General features: G+C 67.6%; 13 protein-coding genes. 7 read left to right on the top strand and 6 right to left on the bottom strand.

Features of this window, described 5'->3' with window-relative positions; translation table 11 throughout:
• Nucleotides 1-164: 164 nt before the first annotated feature.
• Both U9J23_RS07125 and U9J23_RS07120 read right to left on the bottom strand, forming a co-directional pair.
• On the bottom strand, nucleotides 165-326 hold the full coding sequence (locus U9J23_RS07125) for a hypothetical protein (protein WP_189637380.1): 162 nt from the start codon (nucleotides 324-326) through the stop codon (nucleotides 165-167).
• A 97-nt stretch (nucleotides 327-423) separates the two neighbouring features.
• Entirely contained in the window at nucleotides 424-1,203 is a 780-nt protein-coding gene (locus tag U9J23_RS07120; protein WP_106200344.1) for an alpha/beta fold hydrolase, read from the bottom strand.
• Nucleotides 1,204-1,877: 674 nt separating this feature from the next.
• Here U9J23_RS07120 and U9J23_RS07115 point away from each other — a divergent pair.
• From U9J23_RS07115 to U9J23_RS07105, 3 genes are all read left to right on the top strand, one after another.
• Nucleotides 1,878-2,711, top strand: a complete 834-nt coding sequence (locus U9J23_RS07115; protein ID WP_106200346.1) for a 3-oxoacyl-ACP reductase family protein — start codon at nucleotides 1,878-1,880, stop codon at nucleotides 2,709-2,711.
• Nucleotides 2,712-2,757: 46 nt separating this feature from the next.
• Nucleotides 2,758-4,641 (top strand): ketoacyl-ACP synthase III, encoded by a 1,884-nt coding sequence (locus U9J23_RS07110; protein ID WP_059382910.1) that lies wholly within the window; start codon nucleotides 2,758-2,760, stop codon nucleotides 4,639-4,641.
• A 269-nt stretch (nucleotides 4,642-4,910) separates the two neighbouring features.
• Entirely contained in the window at nucleotides 4,911-5,294 is a 384-nt protein-coding gene (locus U9J23_RS07105) for an excalibur calcium-binding domain-containing protein (protein WP_059382911.1), read from the top strand.
• 79 nt (nucleotides 5,295-5,373) lie between these two features.
• Here U9J23_RS07105 and U9J23_RS07100 read toward each other — a convergent pair whose 3' ends face one another.
• The 4 genes from U9J23_RS07100 to U9J23_RS07085 are packed head-to-tail and all read right to left on the bottom strand — an operon-like array spanning nucleotide 5,374 to nucleotide 8,913.
• Nucleotides 5,374-6,087: a maleylpyruvate isomerase family mycothiol-dependent enzyme gene (locus U9J23_RS07100; RefSeq protein WP_059382912.1), complete on the bottom strand. Its 714-nt coding sequence runs from the start codon at nucleotides 6,085-6,087 to the stop codon at nucleotides 5,374-5,376.
• A 12-nt stretch (nucleotides 6,088-6,099) separates the two neighbouring features.
• Nucleotides 6,100-6,921, bottom strand: a complete 822-nt coding sequence (locus tag U9J23_RS07095; RefSeq protein WP_059382913.1) for a fumarylacetoacetate hydrolase family protein — start codon at nucleotides 6,919-6,921, stop codon at nucleotides 6,100-6,102.
• 5 nt (nucleotides 6,922-6,926) lie between these two features.
• On the bottom strand, nucleotides 6,927-7,997 hold the full coding sequence (locus tag U9J23_RS07090; protein WP_059382914.1) for a cupin domain-containing protein: 1,071 nt from the start codon (nucleotides 7,995-7,997) through the stop codon (nucleotides 6,927-6,929).
• Between the two features lie 58 nt (nucleotides 7,998-8,055).
• A complete protein-coding gene (locus U9J23_RS07085; protein ID WP_272269329.1) occupies nucleotides 8,056-8,913 on the bottom strand; it encodes an IclR family transcriptional regulator in 858 nt (285 codons plus the stop codon).
• A gap of 117 nt (nucleotides 8,914-9,030) precedes the next feature.
• Here U9J23_RS07085 and U9J23_RS07080 point away from each other — a divergent pair, with 117 nt between their 5' ends.
• From U9J23_RS07080 to U9J23_RS07065, 4 genes are all read left to right on the top strand, one after another.
• Complete coding sequence (locus U9J23_RS07080) at nucleotides 9,031-10,218, top strand: MFS transporter (protein WP_106201566.1); 1,188 nt, start codon at nucleotides 9,031-9,033, stop codon at nucleotides 10,216-10,218.
• An 84-nt stretch (nucleotides 10,219-10,302) separates the two neighbouring features.
• Complete coding sequence (locus tag U9J23_RS07075; protein ID WP_106200352.1) at nucleotides 10,303-11,499, top strand: FAD-dependent monooxygenase; 1,197 nt, start codon at nucleotides 10,303-10,305, stop codon at nucleotides 11,497-11,499.
• 259 nt (nucleotides 11,500-11,758) lie between these two features.
• On the top strand, nucleotides 11,759-12,961 hold the full coding sequence (lhgO, locus tag U9J23_RS07070) for an L-2-hydroxyglutarate oxidase (protein WP_326602047.1): 1,203 nt from the start codon (nucleotides 11,759-11,761) through the stop codon (nucleotides 12,959-12,961).
• An 87-nt stretch (nucleotides 12,962-13,048) separates the two neighbouring features.
• Complete coding sequence (locus U9J23_RS07065; RefSeq protein WP_106200354.1) at nucleotides 13,049-13,708, top strand: SDR family oxidoreductase; 660 nt, start codon at nucleotides 13,049-13,051, stop codon at nucleotides 13,706-13,708.
• Nucleotides 13,709-13,768: the final 60 nt, after the last annotated feature.

Here is a 13,768-nt window from a genome sequence, read left to right as displayed (position 1 = left end):
GGGGTCTCGTCGTCGTAGGGCCGTCGTGCCGGTCGGTCGTCCCAGTCGTCGTGGTCGTCGTCCCGGGCGTCGTGGTCGTCGTCGTGCACATCGTCGCAGCGGTCGTCCCGCTCGTCGCAGAAGTCCTCGACGTGGTCCGGCACTGTGTCGTCCCAGTCCTCGAATCACGCGTCGCACGTCGTGACATCGATGTACGGGATGTCGGTGGGCCCGTCTCCCGGCCCCGCGTCCCTGTCCGGGCCGACGTCCGCACGAATGCTTCCGTCGGGGCCGCCGGCCGTCGTCGCGACCGCTACAGCGGTCACGGCCCATGCGGTGCGGCTCATCGCCATGATCGTTCTCCTCGACTCGGTGCTCGTCCTGGTCACCGGTAACTCTGGCGCACGACGATGAGGAGCCGATGAGCCGAGGATGACGAAATCTTCATCCGAGACGCGTACGGATCCAGTCGGCCAGGATCCGGGCCACCTCGTGAGGAGCCTCCGGGACGAGGGCGTGCCCACACCCCGGCACGACGGCCGTGGAGACGAGTTCGCTCCCGAACTCGTCGACGAGCTCACCTCGGGTCTCCGCGGGCCGGAAGACGTCCTCTCCCGCCTGTACGTCGAGTAGAGGTGACGGTGCCACCGTCCACCACGATTCCTTGTCGGTCGCTGCCATCGCCGCCCGCTGCGAGACGATCGCGTCGGGCCACCACCCGTCGAGCCACACCGCAGGATCGTGTCCTTCGGCGAAGAAGACATCGCGCAGGTGCACGAGCCGTTCGTCGTCGGGAAGCGACAGGTCGGAGCACTTGGCGACACGCTCGGTCAGCGAGGCCGGGAACCGGCGGGCGCCGGCGGCGAGCACGGCGACTCCCCGGACGAGTTCGGGCCGGTCGGCGGCGAGCACCCGGGCCACGTAGTGCCCGAATGCGTGCCCGGCCACCACAGCGGGTGCTGCGTCGAAATACTCGATGACGGCGGCGACGTCGCCCGCGAGGTCGTGCAGATCGAGGCCGGTCATGGGTCCGCGGCTGCTGCCGATACCTCGGGGTTGCGGGCGGAGGGCGGTGAATCCCGCTGCCGCGAGGTCGCTCGCGATCGGATCGAATTCGTAGGAGTCGCGTCCGAGGGAGGGAAGCAGGACGACTGCCGGTCCTTCCCCGTCGACACGTACCTCGAGATGGGCCACCGGTGTTTCTACAAGACGAGTGCTGCTCACGGGGCCATCCTCTCACCGCCGCGTAGAGCTGGTCTTCGACACAATTCCCTACCTTAGTGTCGAGAATCACACCGATATGAGGTGTGGCGCGTTTTCACTCGGGGAATACACGGAGACTCACCCCGGTTGAACTCCGGCGGCACGGAGTGCGTAGCACACCGAGAAGCGCCCGACGACATTCCCCGCACGCGAGCAGTCTCCGAATACCTTCTCCTGCAACATATTCCGGATACTTCATTGGACATCCTCGCGTTCACGCCATGCGCACACAGTCGTACCTGACTTGCCGGTAGTACGTTGTGCCATTTTGGAACACTCGAATTCGTGCAGGTTGTATGTCCATGGCGGGTGCGAACATTCAGCATGTTCGTACCGCGCGGTAACCACTTTTTTCGGACGAATACTGTTGCAGTGCAAATGTTCTCGACCCAATCGGACAAATCGGTGCGTTTTCGGAGTCCGAATTGTTTCTGGTGACAACATGATCGAGGTGTTGCATGATTGTCGCCGCAGGGAGTTACGAGCCGATGGCGGCTCGTTTCAGGGGACACGCGTTCGAGTCAGGGGGATTCGAAACGTGCTCCTCCACAGGGAATATCAACGCGCAGGGGGCGTTTGCGCGACGTCGGCGACCAGCCGCGCCCTTCGCCCCCTCGCACAGCGAGGAGATCAGCATGACCAGCACCATCGAACCCAGCTCTCAGATCGCTGCCGGCGGAAACAAGCTCCGCGGACGCGTCGCCTTCGTCACCGGCGGCACGCGAGGCATCGGTGCGGCGATCAGCCGCAGCCTGGCGAGCCAGGGCGCCACCGTCGCCGCAGGCTACGGACGCAACACCGCCCAGGCGGATCAGTTCCTCGCAGACCTGAACGAGACCGGTCGCAAGGACGTCCGCTACTCGGTGCACCGCGGCGACGTCGCGAACGCCGACGACTGCCGACGCACCATCGACGAGGTCATCGAAACGCACGGCCGTCTCGACATCCTGATCAACAACGCCGGCATCACCATCGACCGCACGGTGCTGAAGATGCAGGACGAGGACTGGGACACCGTCATCGGCGTGAACCTCTCGGGCGCGTTCTACCTGGCACAGGCCGCACTGCGGCACATGCTCGAGCGTGGCACCGGACGCATCGTCAACGTCTCCTCCGTCATCGGCGAGACCGGCAACATCGGTCAGGCCAACTACGCGGCATCGAAGGCCGGCCTGTTCGGTCTCACCAAGACCCTCGCCAAGGAAGCGGCCTTCTACCTGGCCAAGAACGACAAGCTGGACCCGAACAGCATCGGCGTCACCGTCAACACCGTCACCCCGGGCTTCGTCGCCACCGAGATGGTCGAGGCCATCCCCGAGAAGGTTCTCGCGCGCATCACCGACACCATCCCCGTGAAGCGCCTCGCCGACCCGCAGGAGATCGCCCGGGTCGTGCATTTCCTCGCCGCAGACGCCTCCTCGTACATCACCGGTCAGGTGTGGGGCGTCAACGGCGGCCTGGACATGTGATCCGGCCTCCCCACCCACTACTTCTCATCGAACGGTCCCCTCGCACATGCAGCCATTCGAGCTCAATCGGCACGGCCGAATAGTCTTCCCCTCCAATTTCATTCCCGAACTCGACTTCTCCACGCTGAGCAGCGTCGACCACCTCGACGCCGTCATCCGCCGCGACTTCGACACCAAGGCACCCACGGTCTCGGAGATCCTCTCCCGGCACGAACTGGGCAAGTACGGTTCGAAGTTCGAGATCATGCGGGACATGGCCCTCAATGTCTTCTGGGCCGACCGTTTCACCCTCATGATGTTCGAGCGGCGCGTCACCCGCTGGGGCGACGTGCCCCGCAACCGCGACGACGTCTACATGCCCCGCCTGACTCCCTGGCCCGAGGCCGAGGAGCGGTTGGGTGCCGTCGAGCAGGCCTACCGCGGTCTCCCCCGCGCCTGGGACAGTGCCGCCGAGGACCGCATCTTCGATCGGCTCTTCGCGGTGTTCGGTTCGCGTCGCCACTTCGCCGGCGACCTACCCTCGGTCAAACCGACTGTGACGCAGTTGATCTCCGACCCTGAGAACATCACTCTGCGCGTCCGCCACTACGATCCGAACCACCCCGTCTTCGGATACGACGAGATCCTCGATTGCCACGAGGACGTCGCCGAGCTCGAGGCCCTGAGCCGCTGGTCGATGGTTTTGCACAACCAGCAGCCCTGGGAGGGAAGCGAACTCGAACTCGTCCGGGTCGCAGACCTGAAGGACGACGACTACGTCGTGGTCTCCCACCCGCGCAATCGGGAGGTCCAGCGGTTCATCAACCGGGCCATGTCGGGGAAGACCCGCAAGGCCACCTCGTACACGCGGCACGAACCGGTCGCCCCGTCTGCGCCGTACCCGGCCGTCGACGTGCGTTCGGAGTTCGCGATCGCACCGCGCATCGATGCGATCGCCGTCGCCCATGGCGACCAGGTGTGCACCAACGAGGACCTGATCCGCAACACCGCCTACAACTGGTCGCCCATGTCGGCCGACGAGATCACGGCCAAGACCGGGATCGAGCAGCGCCGGTACACCTCGGGAACCTTCGAGGACCTGGCCCTGACGGCGGCGAAGCAGGCGATCGCCCACGCCGGTGTCGGCCCGCAGGACATCGGTGCGGTCATCACCTGCACGTGCACGAGCGGCCGGCTGATCCCGTCGCTGGCCACGTGGATCTCGGGCGAACTGGGCATCGGGCAGACCCACGCCTCGTTCGACCTGATCGCGGCGTGCGCGGGAATGCCCTACGGCCTGGCCGAGGCGACCCGCATCCTGCAGCAGGTCAAGCGTCCCGTCCTCGTGGTGTGCGTCGAGAAGTTCTCGGACAAGATCGGCACCGTCCGGCCGTCCCGGATGATCTTCGGTGACGGCGCCGCGGCGATGGTGATCTCGCCGGCCGCCGAGGGCGAGGCTCCCGATCTCGAGTTCTTCAACAGCTACGCGAGCGGCCCGACGAGCGAGGTCAACTCGATCATCTGGCCGAATCCGGACTTCGACAACTTCATCACGGTCTACGGACCCGAGGTGAAGACGCTCGCCGGTCGCTACCTGACTCAGATGCTCGACGAGATCAAGGCGCTCCCGTCCCCCGACGATGCCGAACGTTCGCTGCTCGACGACATCGATCTCATCGTTCCCCACCAGGCGAACAAGACGATGGTCATCGAGCTCGCCGCGAACGCCGGACTCTCGGCCGACCGGTTGTACTTCAACATCGAGAAGGTCGGCAACACGTCGTCGGCGAGCATCCCGCTCGCGATCCACGACGCCGTCCGCGACGGGGTCATCACCGAACCGGTGCGTATCTTCGCTCCCGGCTTCGGCGCGGGTGCGGTGGCGGGTTACACCGTCATGCGGATCGACCCGAAGGTGGTCGTGCCGTTCGAAATGACCGACGCCGGCTGAGCCGGCAGGTGATCGCCGCCGGCTGAGCCGGCAGGTGATCGACGCCGGCTGAGCCGGCAGGTGACACACGCCGGCTGATCCCGGCGTACGACAGGCATCCGGGCCGTCCCCCGGCAGGCCCGGAGTACATCGGCCCGTTCGCGACATCCGGTCGCGAGCGGGCCGATCGTCGTCTGCGACCGGGCGGCGTAACACCTGCGACACTCAGGCCGACATTTCGATCGGATCCGGCAAATCGGATCCGGACGAAGTACAGAAAGGCCTCGCGCATGAAGTTCCGCCGCATCGTCGCTGCGACGCTGGGGTGTGTGGCTCTGACGGTCGCCGCACCGTCGACCGCCACCGCCTTCCCTCTCGTGGATCTGCTCCCGAAGGGCATCGCCGATCTCGTTCCGAGCGGATCGTTCAATCCGTTCGCTCCGCCGCCGGCACCTCCGGCTCCCCCAGCCCCGCCTGCACCCCAGGCGGCTCCGCAGGTCGCCCCTGCTCCCCCGGCTCCCCGTCCGGCTCCGGCCGCACCGAGCGGCGGGTTCAAGAACTGCACCGAGGCATGGAACGCGGGTGCTGCTCCGGTCCACCGCAACGACCCGGGATATGCACCGCGTCTCGATCGCGACAACGACGGGATCGGTTGCGAGCGCGATCCGCGCTGACCGTTCCGTCCGATGAACGGGCGAAGGCCCTTCCGTCCTCGGGACGGAAGGGCCTTCGTCATCGGTACGTGCGGGAACCTCAGAGCCACCGCGGCGGCGTGAGTTCTCCGCCGGTGACCCCCACTGCTCCGCGACCGGCCGCCCAGCGGACGACACCGGCGAGATCGCCCCGGACGGCGTGGGTGGTCTCGGCGTCACCGTTCACGCGGACCGCGTCGCGTCCCTCGACCTCGAGCGCGATGCCCGCACCGAGATCCTTCTTGCGCCACATTCCGACGATGTCGTCGAGCAGGGAGTCGAGGACGACGGGCGGGAAGTCGCCGAAGCGTCCACCGTTGTCGAGATCGACGGCGTGGATCCACACTTCGCGCGTGCGCATCCAGGCGGTCTCCTCGGCCGGCACGAGCCGGCCCTGCGCGGTGCGCACCTGTGCCTGCCACGCCGTCTCCGGCAGGTGCCGCCACTTCTCGTCGAGACGGGCAACGGTGTGCGAGAACAGGTTCCGCAGGGCAGCGGGATTCAGCGTGGCGCCCTCGGCGATCTCCTGAGCCCGCTGTTCGGTGGAGGAGTACATCGGTGTCTCGACACCGGTCGCCGCCCAGTCCATGAGCCGGCACAGCGCCGCGGCGTTGTAGCCGATGTGCGCGACGAGATGCCGGCGCGTCCACCCTTCGAGCAGGGTGGGACCGTCGAGTTCGTCGTCGGTCAGCTCGGCCAGGCGCTGAGACAGGTAGGCCGTGCCGCGCCGGGCGATGAGGAGTCGCTCGGACAGGTCGAGATCGTTGAATCCCACGGTCGGCTTCTCCTATTTGATGATCGTCTTGTTCCGGACGGTGCCGAGGCCCTCGATGGTGACCTCGCAGACCTCGCCGTTGCCGATGTAGCGCGCGGGCTTGCGGGCGTGGCCGACACCGCCGGTGGTGCCGGTGATGATGACGTCACCGGGCTGCAGGGTCACGATGTGCGAGATGTAGTCAACGAGCTTGGCCGGGGTGAACACCAGGTCGTTGGTGTTCGACGACTGCATGACCTCGCCCTCGAGGCGGGTCTCGATGGCGGTGCCGAGCTTGTAATCGGTGTCGAGGAAGGGACCGAAGCCGCTGGTCTTCTCGAAGGTCTTGCCCTGATCCCACTGCAGCGTGCGGTACTGGTAGTCGCGCATCGTGTAGTCGTTGATCACGGAGTAGCCGGCGATGTACTCGGCGGCGTCGGCCTCGGAGACCTGGTAGGCCTGCTTGCCGATGACCACGGCGAGCTCGGCCTCCCAGTCGAGCTGGGAGCCCGCGTAGGCGGGAACGACCACGTCGTCGTAGGGGCCGGTGAGGGCTTCCTTGAACTTCGAGAACAGGGTCGGGTACTCCGGCAGGTCGCGGCCCATCTCCTTGATGTGGGTCGCGTAGTTCAGGCCGACGCACACGATCTTGCCCGGGGCGGGGACGACCGGGGCGTAGTCGGCGGAGCCGAGGTCGACGGTCTTTCCGGATGCCTGTTCGGCGACCGCCTTCCAGTTCGGATCGGCGAGCAGCGCGGACAGGTCGGCGTAGCCGTCGATGACGGTGGCGCTGGAGTCGCTGTCGACGCGGACGGCGGCGGTGCCGCCGTCGAGGCGGAGGGTGGCGAGACGCATGGGGTTCAGGCTCCTTCGGAGATGATGGTGCGGTTGAAGTGCAGACGTTCGACGATCGGCGCGTCGGAGAAGGCGAAGAGATCGACACCCCTGTCGGTCTCGAGCGACCACTCGACCCAGGACGGAACGACGATCATGTCGCCCTTGGTGACGTCGTGGCTCTTGTCTGCGAGATGGAAGCGGCCCTCACCGTCGAAGACCTGGAAGACCACGGATCCGACGTCGCGGCGGGCGCGGGTGTGTGCCCCGGCGCGCAGTCGGTGGAACTCGGCGCGGATCGTCGGCATGACGTCGCCGCCGGTGGTGGGGTTGGTGTAGCGGACGGCGGCGTGGCCGGGTTCCGGGGTGGCGGCGTAACCCTCGTCCTCGAGGGCGAGCTGCTCGTTCAGCGCGCGGTCGGTGTGCTCCCAGCGGTAGCACGCGATCGGCGAGCTGGTCTTGCGGTCGAGACCCACGAGCGGGCGCAGACCGGGGTGGACCCACAGTCGCTCGGACCGGGAGATGTCCGGGGTGCCCTCGTCGGTGACACCGTCGGAGCCGAACTCGAAGAAGCCGGTGTCGGTGTAGTGCACGAACGGGATGTCGAGGCCGTCGATCCACGCCATCGGCCGATCGGTCTCGTTGTGGTGGCCGTGGAAGTTCCAGCCCGGGGTGAGCAGGAAGTCGCCGCGGCGCATGGCGACCGGGTCGCCGTTGACCACGGTCCACACGCCCTCGCCCTCGACGACGAAGCGGAAGGCGTTCTGGGAGTGGCGGTGCTCGGGGGCGGTTTCCTTCGGGCCGAGGTACTGGATCGCCGCCCACAGCGTGGGGGTGACGTACGGGACGCCGCCGAGGCCCGGGTTCGCGAGCGCGATGGCGCGACGCTCACCGCCGCGGCCGACCGGCACGAGATCTCCGGCGCGCTGGGCCAGCGGGTACAGGGTCGACCACTGCCAGACGAAGGGGACGGCCTTGGACGTCGGGACCATCGGCATCAGGTCGCCGATCTGCGTCCACAACGGGTTGAGGTGTTCGGTCTCGAAGTCGTCGTACAGCTTCTGGAGCTCGGGATCGACAGGCTCGGTGGCAGTCATGAAATCTCCTTGTCCGGCGTTGTCTCCAAAGTAGGGGCGCCGGAACCGAGGAATCCATCTATTTCTGCACAGTGGAATTCTGGACGTCCGGACCGGCGATATCGGCGACGTCGACCTCGATGCCCCGCACCGCCGCCTGCATCTGCGCGACGAGCCTTCCGCGCAGATGCTGCCGGTAGCGGGTGACCGGCACGGCCACCGTGAGGGCACCGATCGCAGTACCCCGGCCGTTGCGGATCGCCACCCCGATCGCAGCGACACCCTCCTCCGTCTGCTCGACGTTGACCGCGAAACCCAGCTTGCGTGCCGCCTCGAGTTCGTGCGCGAACTCCTCGAACTCCCCGATGGCCATCCGGCGGTCGGTCTCGTAGGCGGGGCTCGGCCCCTGGCTGATGTGGGGCTCGTCCGCGGGTCGCAGGTAGAGCTGCTCGAGCACCGTGCGGGGAAGCTCGGCCAGGAGGATGCGTCCGCCCGCGGCGAGCTCGGCGGGAAGCACCTGACCTCGGCGATCGCCCACACGCAGGATCGATGCCGCTTCCGCCGTCCACAGGAAGCGCGCCTGCGATCCCACCCGGATCACGAGGTTGACGGTCTCGTCGGCGAGCGTGGCGAGGGCCTCCATGTGCGGGCGGCAGAGGTCGGTGAAGTCCCGCGTCCACCCCTGACTCGCCGGGCCGACGCCGAGCGCCGGCCCCGGGTGGTACATCCGTTTCTCGTCCTGCACGGCGAAGCCCCGGTAGACGAGCATCGCAAGCAGACGGTGCGCGGTGGACGGCGCCGTACCGAGTTCCGCGGCCGCATCCTTGAGCCGGATCGCACCCGCATCGCGGAGCAACTGCAGCAGCCGCAACGCGTTGTCGACCGACTCGAGCATGTAGGTCGGCTTGCGGATCGTGCCCATCGGCTTGTTCTGCATAGCAGAACTTTATTGCATCGCCGGGCGGCGCACGCCCACCGTTGAAGAATGCATCTGGAGAACGAGGCTTCACCGACGCGGGCCGGAGGCAACATCACGCTCCCCCGTGCTCACGTCATGGCGGTGATCGTCTGCTGGCTGTTCGTCGTCTTCGACGGCTACGACCTCATCGTCTACGGCAACGTCATATCCAGCCTCCAGGGCGAGTGGGGCATCAGCGCCTCCACCGCCGGGACCCTCGGAAGCCTCGCGTTCGTGGGCATGATGATCGGCGCGGTCCTCGCCGGTCGACTCTCCGACGCGATCGGACGCAAGAACGCCGTCATCGGCTGCGTCGTCGTCCTCTCCGTCTTCACCGCCCTGTGCGCGGTGGCGCCCGGGCCCGTGATCTTCGGTCTCCTGCGCCTCGTCGCCGGCATCGGACTCGGCGGACTCGTACCGACCTCGAACGCCCTCGCCGCCGAACTGGTGCCGGACAAGTGGCGCGCCGCGGTCGCGACGATGATGATGTCGGGCGTCCCGATCGGCGGCTCGATCGCCGCTCTCATCGGCATCCCGGTGATCCCCAACTGGGGCTGGCGTCCGATGTTCGCGTTCGCACTGATCCCGCTGCTCGTCCTCGTCCCGCTGGCGATCAAGGTGCTGCCGAAGCACGCCGTCTCGAACAGCCATCCGGACAACTCCGCAGGTGGTTTCAAGGAACTGCTCGGTTCCCGTTTCCGCACCATCAGCATCATGTTCGCGGCCGTCACCGTCGTGACCCTGCTCGCCTGGTACGGCCTCGGCACCTGGCTGCCCAAGCTCATGCAGGGCGAGGGCACCGATCTCGGCAACGCCCTCACGTTCTCCCTGGCCCTGAACCTCGGCGCGGTCGCCGGTTCGTTCATCACCGCCTGGGGCGGCGTCCGCTGGGGTTCGGTCCCCACCAGCATCGTCGCCGCGCTCATCGCCGGCGTCGCCCTGCTGACCCTGCTGCTCGACCCGCCGGTCGCCGCGGTCTACCTGATCTTCGTCCTCGCCGGTGTGGGCACTCACGGCACGCAGGCTCTGATCATCGCCGCGGTCGCGTCCTACTACCCCGACCACCTGCGCGGCACCGCCCTCGGCTGGGCACTCGGCGTCGGACGCATCGGCGCCGTCGCTGCGCCGCAGATCGGTGGCTGGCTGCTCGCCGCCGGCCTCGGTGCCCACTCGAACTTCGTCCTCTTCGGTGTCAGCGCCCTGGTCTCGTCGCTGCTGCTGACGGTGATCTGGAAGAAGTTCCCCGCCCGCCACGAATCGCTCCGCCCGGTCCCCACGCACTGATCGCACCGCGGCCGACCACGCCGCGATCGATATGCGCCGACCGCGCCCCGTTCCCCTCTGCTTCACACGATCCGAAGGAGTGTCATGTCCGATCTGAAGGACGCTCGAGTTCTCATTGCCGGTGGCGGCATCGGCGGTGTCGCCAATGCCCTCGCCCTCGCGCAGAAGGGCGCCCAGGTCACGCTGTTCGAGCGTGCCCCGGAGTTCGGCGAGGTGGGCGCGGGGCTCCAGATCGGCCCGCACGGCTCGCGCATCCTGCAGTCGCTCGGTGTCTACGACGAGGTCATCGCGAAGGGCGTGCTGCCCAAGAACCTCGTCTTCCGTGACGCCGTGACCGCGGAGATCCTCACGAAGGTCGATCTCGGACGCGACTACCAGCAGCACTACGGCGGCGTGTACTTCGTCGTGCACCGCTCGGATCTGCATTCGGTGCTCGTCGAGGCGACCCGCAAGGCCGGCGCGGATCTGCGGACGAACTCCACGGTGACCGACGTGATCACCGAGGGCGACACCGTGCGGGTCGTCCTGGAGAACGGCGAGGAGCACGTCGGCGACGTCGCACTGGGTATGGACGGCCTGCACTCACGCCTGCGTCCGAAGCTGTCCGACGACCAGCCCGTCGGCTCGGGTTACGTCGCCTTCCGCGGCACCTTCCCGATGAACGAGGTTCCGCTCGAGGAGGAGATCGAGGACGTCGTGGGCTACATCGGCCCGCGCTGCCACTTCATCCAGTACCCGCTGCGCCAGGGCGAGATGCTCAACCAGGTCGCGGTCTTCCAGTCCCCGGCGTTCCTCCGCGGTGAGGAGAAGTGGGGCAGCCCCGAGGAACTCGCGCACGCCTACGACCACTGCCACGAGAGCGTGCAGACCGCGCTGAAGTACCTGTGGACCGATCGCTGGTGGCCGATGTTCGACCGCAACCCGATCGACAACTGGGTCGACGGCCGGATGATCCTGCTCGGCGACGCCGCGCACCCGCCTCTGCAGTACCTCGCCTCCGGTGCCGTCATGGCACTCGAGGATGCGAAGTGCTTCGCCGACTACGCCGCCGAGGACCTGCAGGGCGACAGCGCGAACTGGCCGAAGATCCTGAAGGACGTCAACGCCGAACGCGCACCGCGTTGCAACCGCATCCTCACCACCGGACGCATGTGGGGCGACCTGTGGCACCTCGACGGTGCCGGCCGCGAGGCCCGCAACGAGCTGTTCCGCACCCGCGACACCTCGAGCTACAAGTACACGGACTGGCTCTGGGGCTACAGCTCCGACCGCAACCGCTGAGCACTGAGCACTGATCCCACAACGGCGCTGAGCAATTCGTCCCGTTCCGGACAATGCCGTCCCCGATCCACCGATCGGGGGCGGCATTTGCCGTATATCCGAAGTGAATTCGGTCCCGACCGGTGTTCGTGACCTCGACCAACCCTCACTCGGGGGATTCGCCGACCGTTCCGGAACGACCCTGACGTCACAGCGGTGCGGCATATACTCGCCGGACTGCGGACGGACCTCACGATCCGCGGAGAACAGGGAGCGGCCCTTGAGTACTCGCAACCTTCGCGTCGCAGTCGTCGGTGGGGGAATCATCGGTGCCGCGACCGCCCGGCAACTCGCCCTCTCGGACGCCGACGTCACTCTGTTCGAGAAGGAGGATCGGCTCGCCGCGCATCAGACGGGGCACAACAGCGGTGTCGTCCACGCCGGCCTCTACTACACACCCGGCAGCCTCAAGGCGCAGTTGTGCCGGCGCGGAGTGGAGTTGTTGCAGACGTTCACCACGGAGAAGGGCCTGCCCTACGACGAGTGCGGCAAGGTCGTCGTCGCTCTGGACGAATCGGAACTCGGCCGGCTCGATGCGATCTTCTCGCGGGCCACGGCGAATGGGGTCCCCGGCATCAGGCGCATCGGCGCCGACGAGATCACCGCAATCGAACCGCACGCCGTCGGGATCGCAGCCCTGCACTCCCCGCACACGGCGATCATCGATTTCGTCGCCGTCACCCGCGCACTCGCGGACGACGTCGTCGCCGCGGGCGGCACAGTACGGACCGGTACCGCCGTGACGTCGATCCGCGAGGCGGGCGAGCAGGTCGTCGTCGACGTCCCGGGCGATCAACCGGCCTTCGATCTGGTGATCACGTGCGCGGGACTGCAGTCCGACCGCCTCGCCCACACCTCGGGCGGCACCCACGACCCGCGGATCGTCCCGTTCCTCGGCGACTATCTGCTGCTCGAGCCCGACGCGGCGGCGAAGGTGCGCGGGTTGATCTATCCGGTGCCCGATCCCCGCTACCCGTTCCTCGGTGTGCATCTCACCCGCCGGATCGACGGCGAGGTGATGGTGGGACCGAACGCCTTCCTCTCCCCCGGCCGCGAGGCCTATCGCGGCGGGCGCGGATCGTGGCGCGATCTGCGTGATGCCGTCGCCTGGCCCGGTTTCTGGCGGTTCGCCGCCCACAACCTGCCCGCAGCGGGCCGGGAACTCCGCACGGCGAGCAGCACTCGACGGTTCGTCGCCGATGCGGCCGCGTACATGCCCGGGCTGACCGTCGACGACGTGCGGCCGGGTCCACGTGGCATCCGCGCCCAGGCCATGAACGCCGACGGAGGTCTCGAGGACGACTTCGTCGTCACCGGGCACGGACGGGTCGTGCACCTGCGCAACGCCCCGTCGCCCGGGGCCACCTCGTCGATGGCGATCGCGGAGTATCTCGTCGACCGCGCACTCGAACGCATCGCCTGATCGGGTGCCCGGCGTCGGACGTCACGGTTCGCGGTGACCGGTTCGGGGCATGCTGCACGGGAACCACTTCATCGTCAGGAGGTCTCCATGGCACGAATCGCACTCTTCGGAGGACATGGCAAGGTCGCGTTGCATCTCGAGCGGCTGCTGGCCGACGCCGGTCACGAGACCAGTGCGTTCATCCGCAATCCCGATCACGCCGACGATGTCCGCGCTGCCGGTGGCACGCCCGTCGTCGCCGACGTCGAGAAGATGGACATCGCCGAGATCACCGAGCTGCTGCGCGGCCACGACGCGGTGGTCTGGTCCGCGGGCGCGGGCGGAGGGAATCCCGAACGCACCTACGCGGTGGACCGCGACGCGGCGATCGCCTCGATGACCGCTGCACAGGAGGCCGGGGTCCGCCGGTACGTGATGGTCTCGTACTTCGGGGCCCGCCCCGACCACGGCGTCCCCGAGGACAACAGTTTCTATGCCTATGCCGAGGCCAAGTCGGCCGCGGATGCCCATCTGCGGGGCACCGACCTCGACTGGACGATCCTCGGTCCGAGCGCGCTGACCCTCGACCCGCCCACCGGCCGCATCGAGATCGAGGGGCACGGGGCGAGCGACAAGGGACAGGTCTCGCGCGCCGATGTCGCGGCCGTCGCCGCAGCGGTGCTCGAGCGGCCGGAGACGGTGGGCCGCACCATCGAGTTCAACAACGGTGACGTCCCGATCGACGAGGCACTCGACGCGCTGAGGTAGTTCCCCGCGCAGCAGTCCGCCCCCGGTAGCAGGGGGCAACCGGGGGCGGACATACGAGCG

It is taken from the genome of Rhodococcus sp. PD04 (assembly GCF_035918275.1).
Classification (GTDB): Bacteria; Actinomycetota; Actinomycetes; order Mycobacteriales; family Mycobacteriaceae; genus Rhodococcus; species Rhodococcus rhodochrous.
This window is presented reverse-complemented; position numbering and strand designations above follow the sequence as displayed.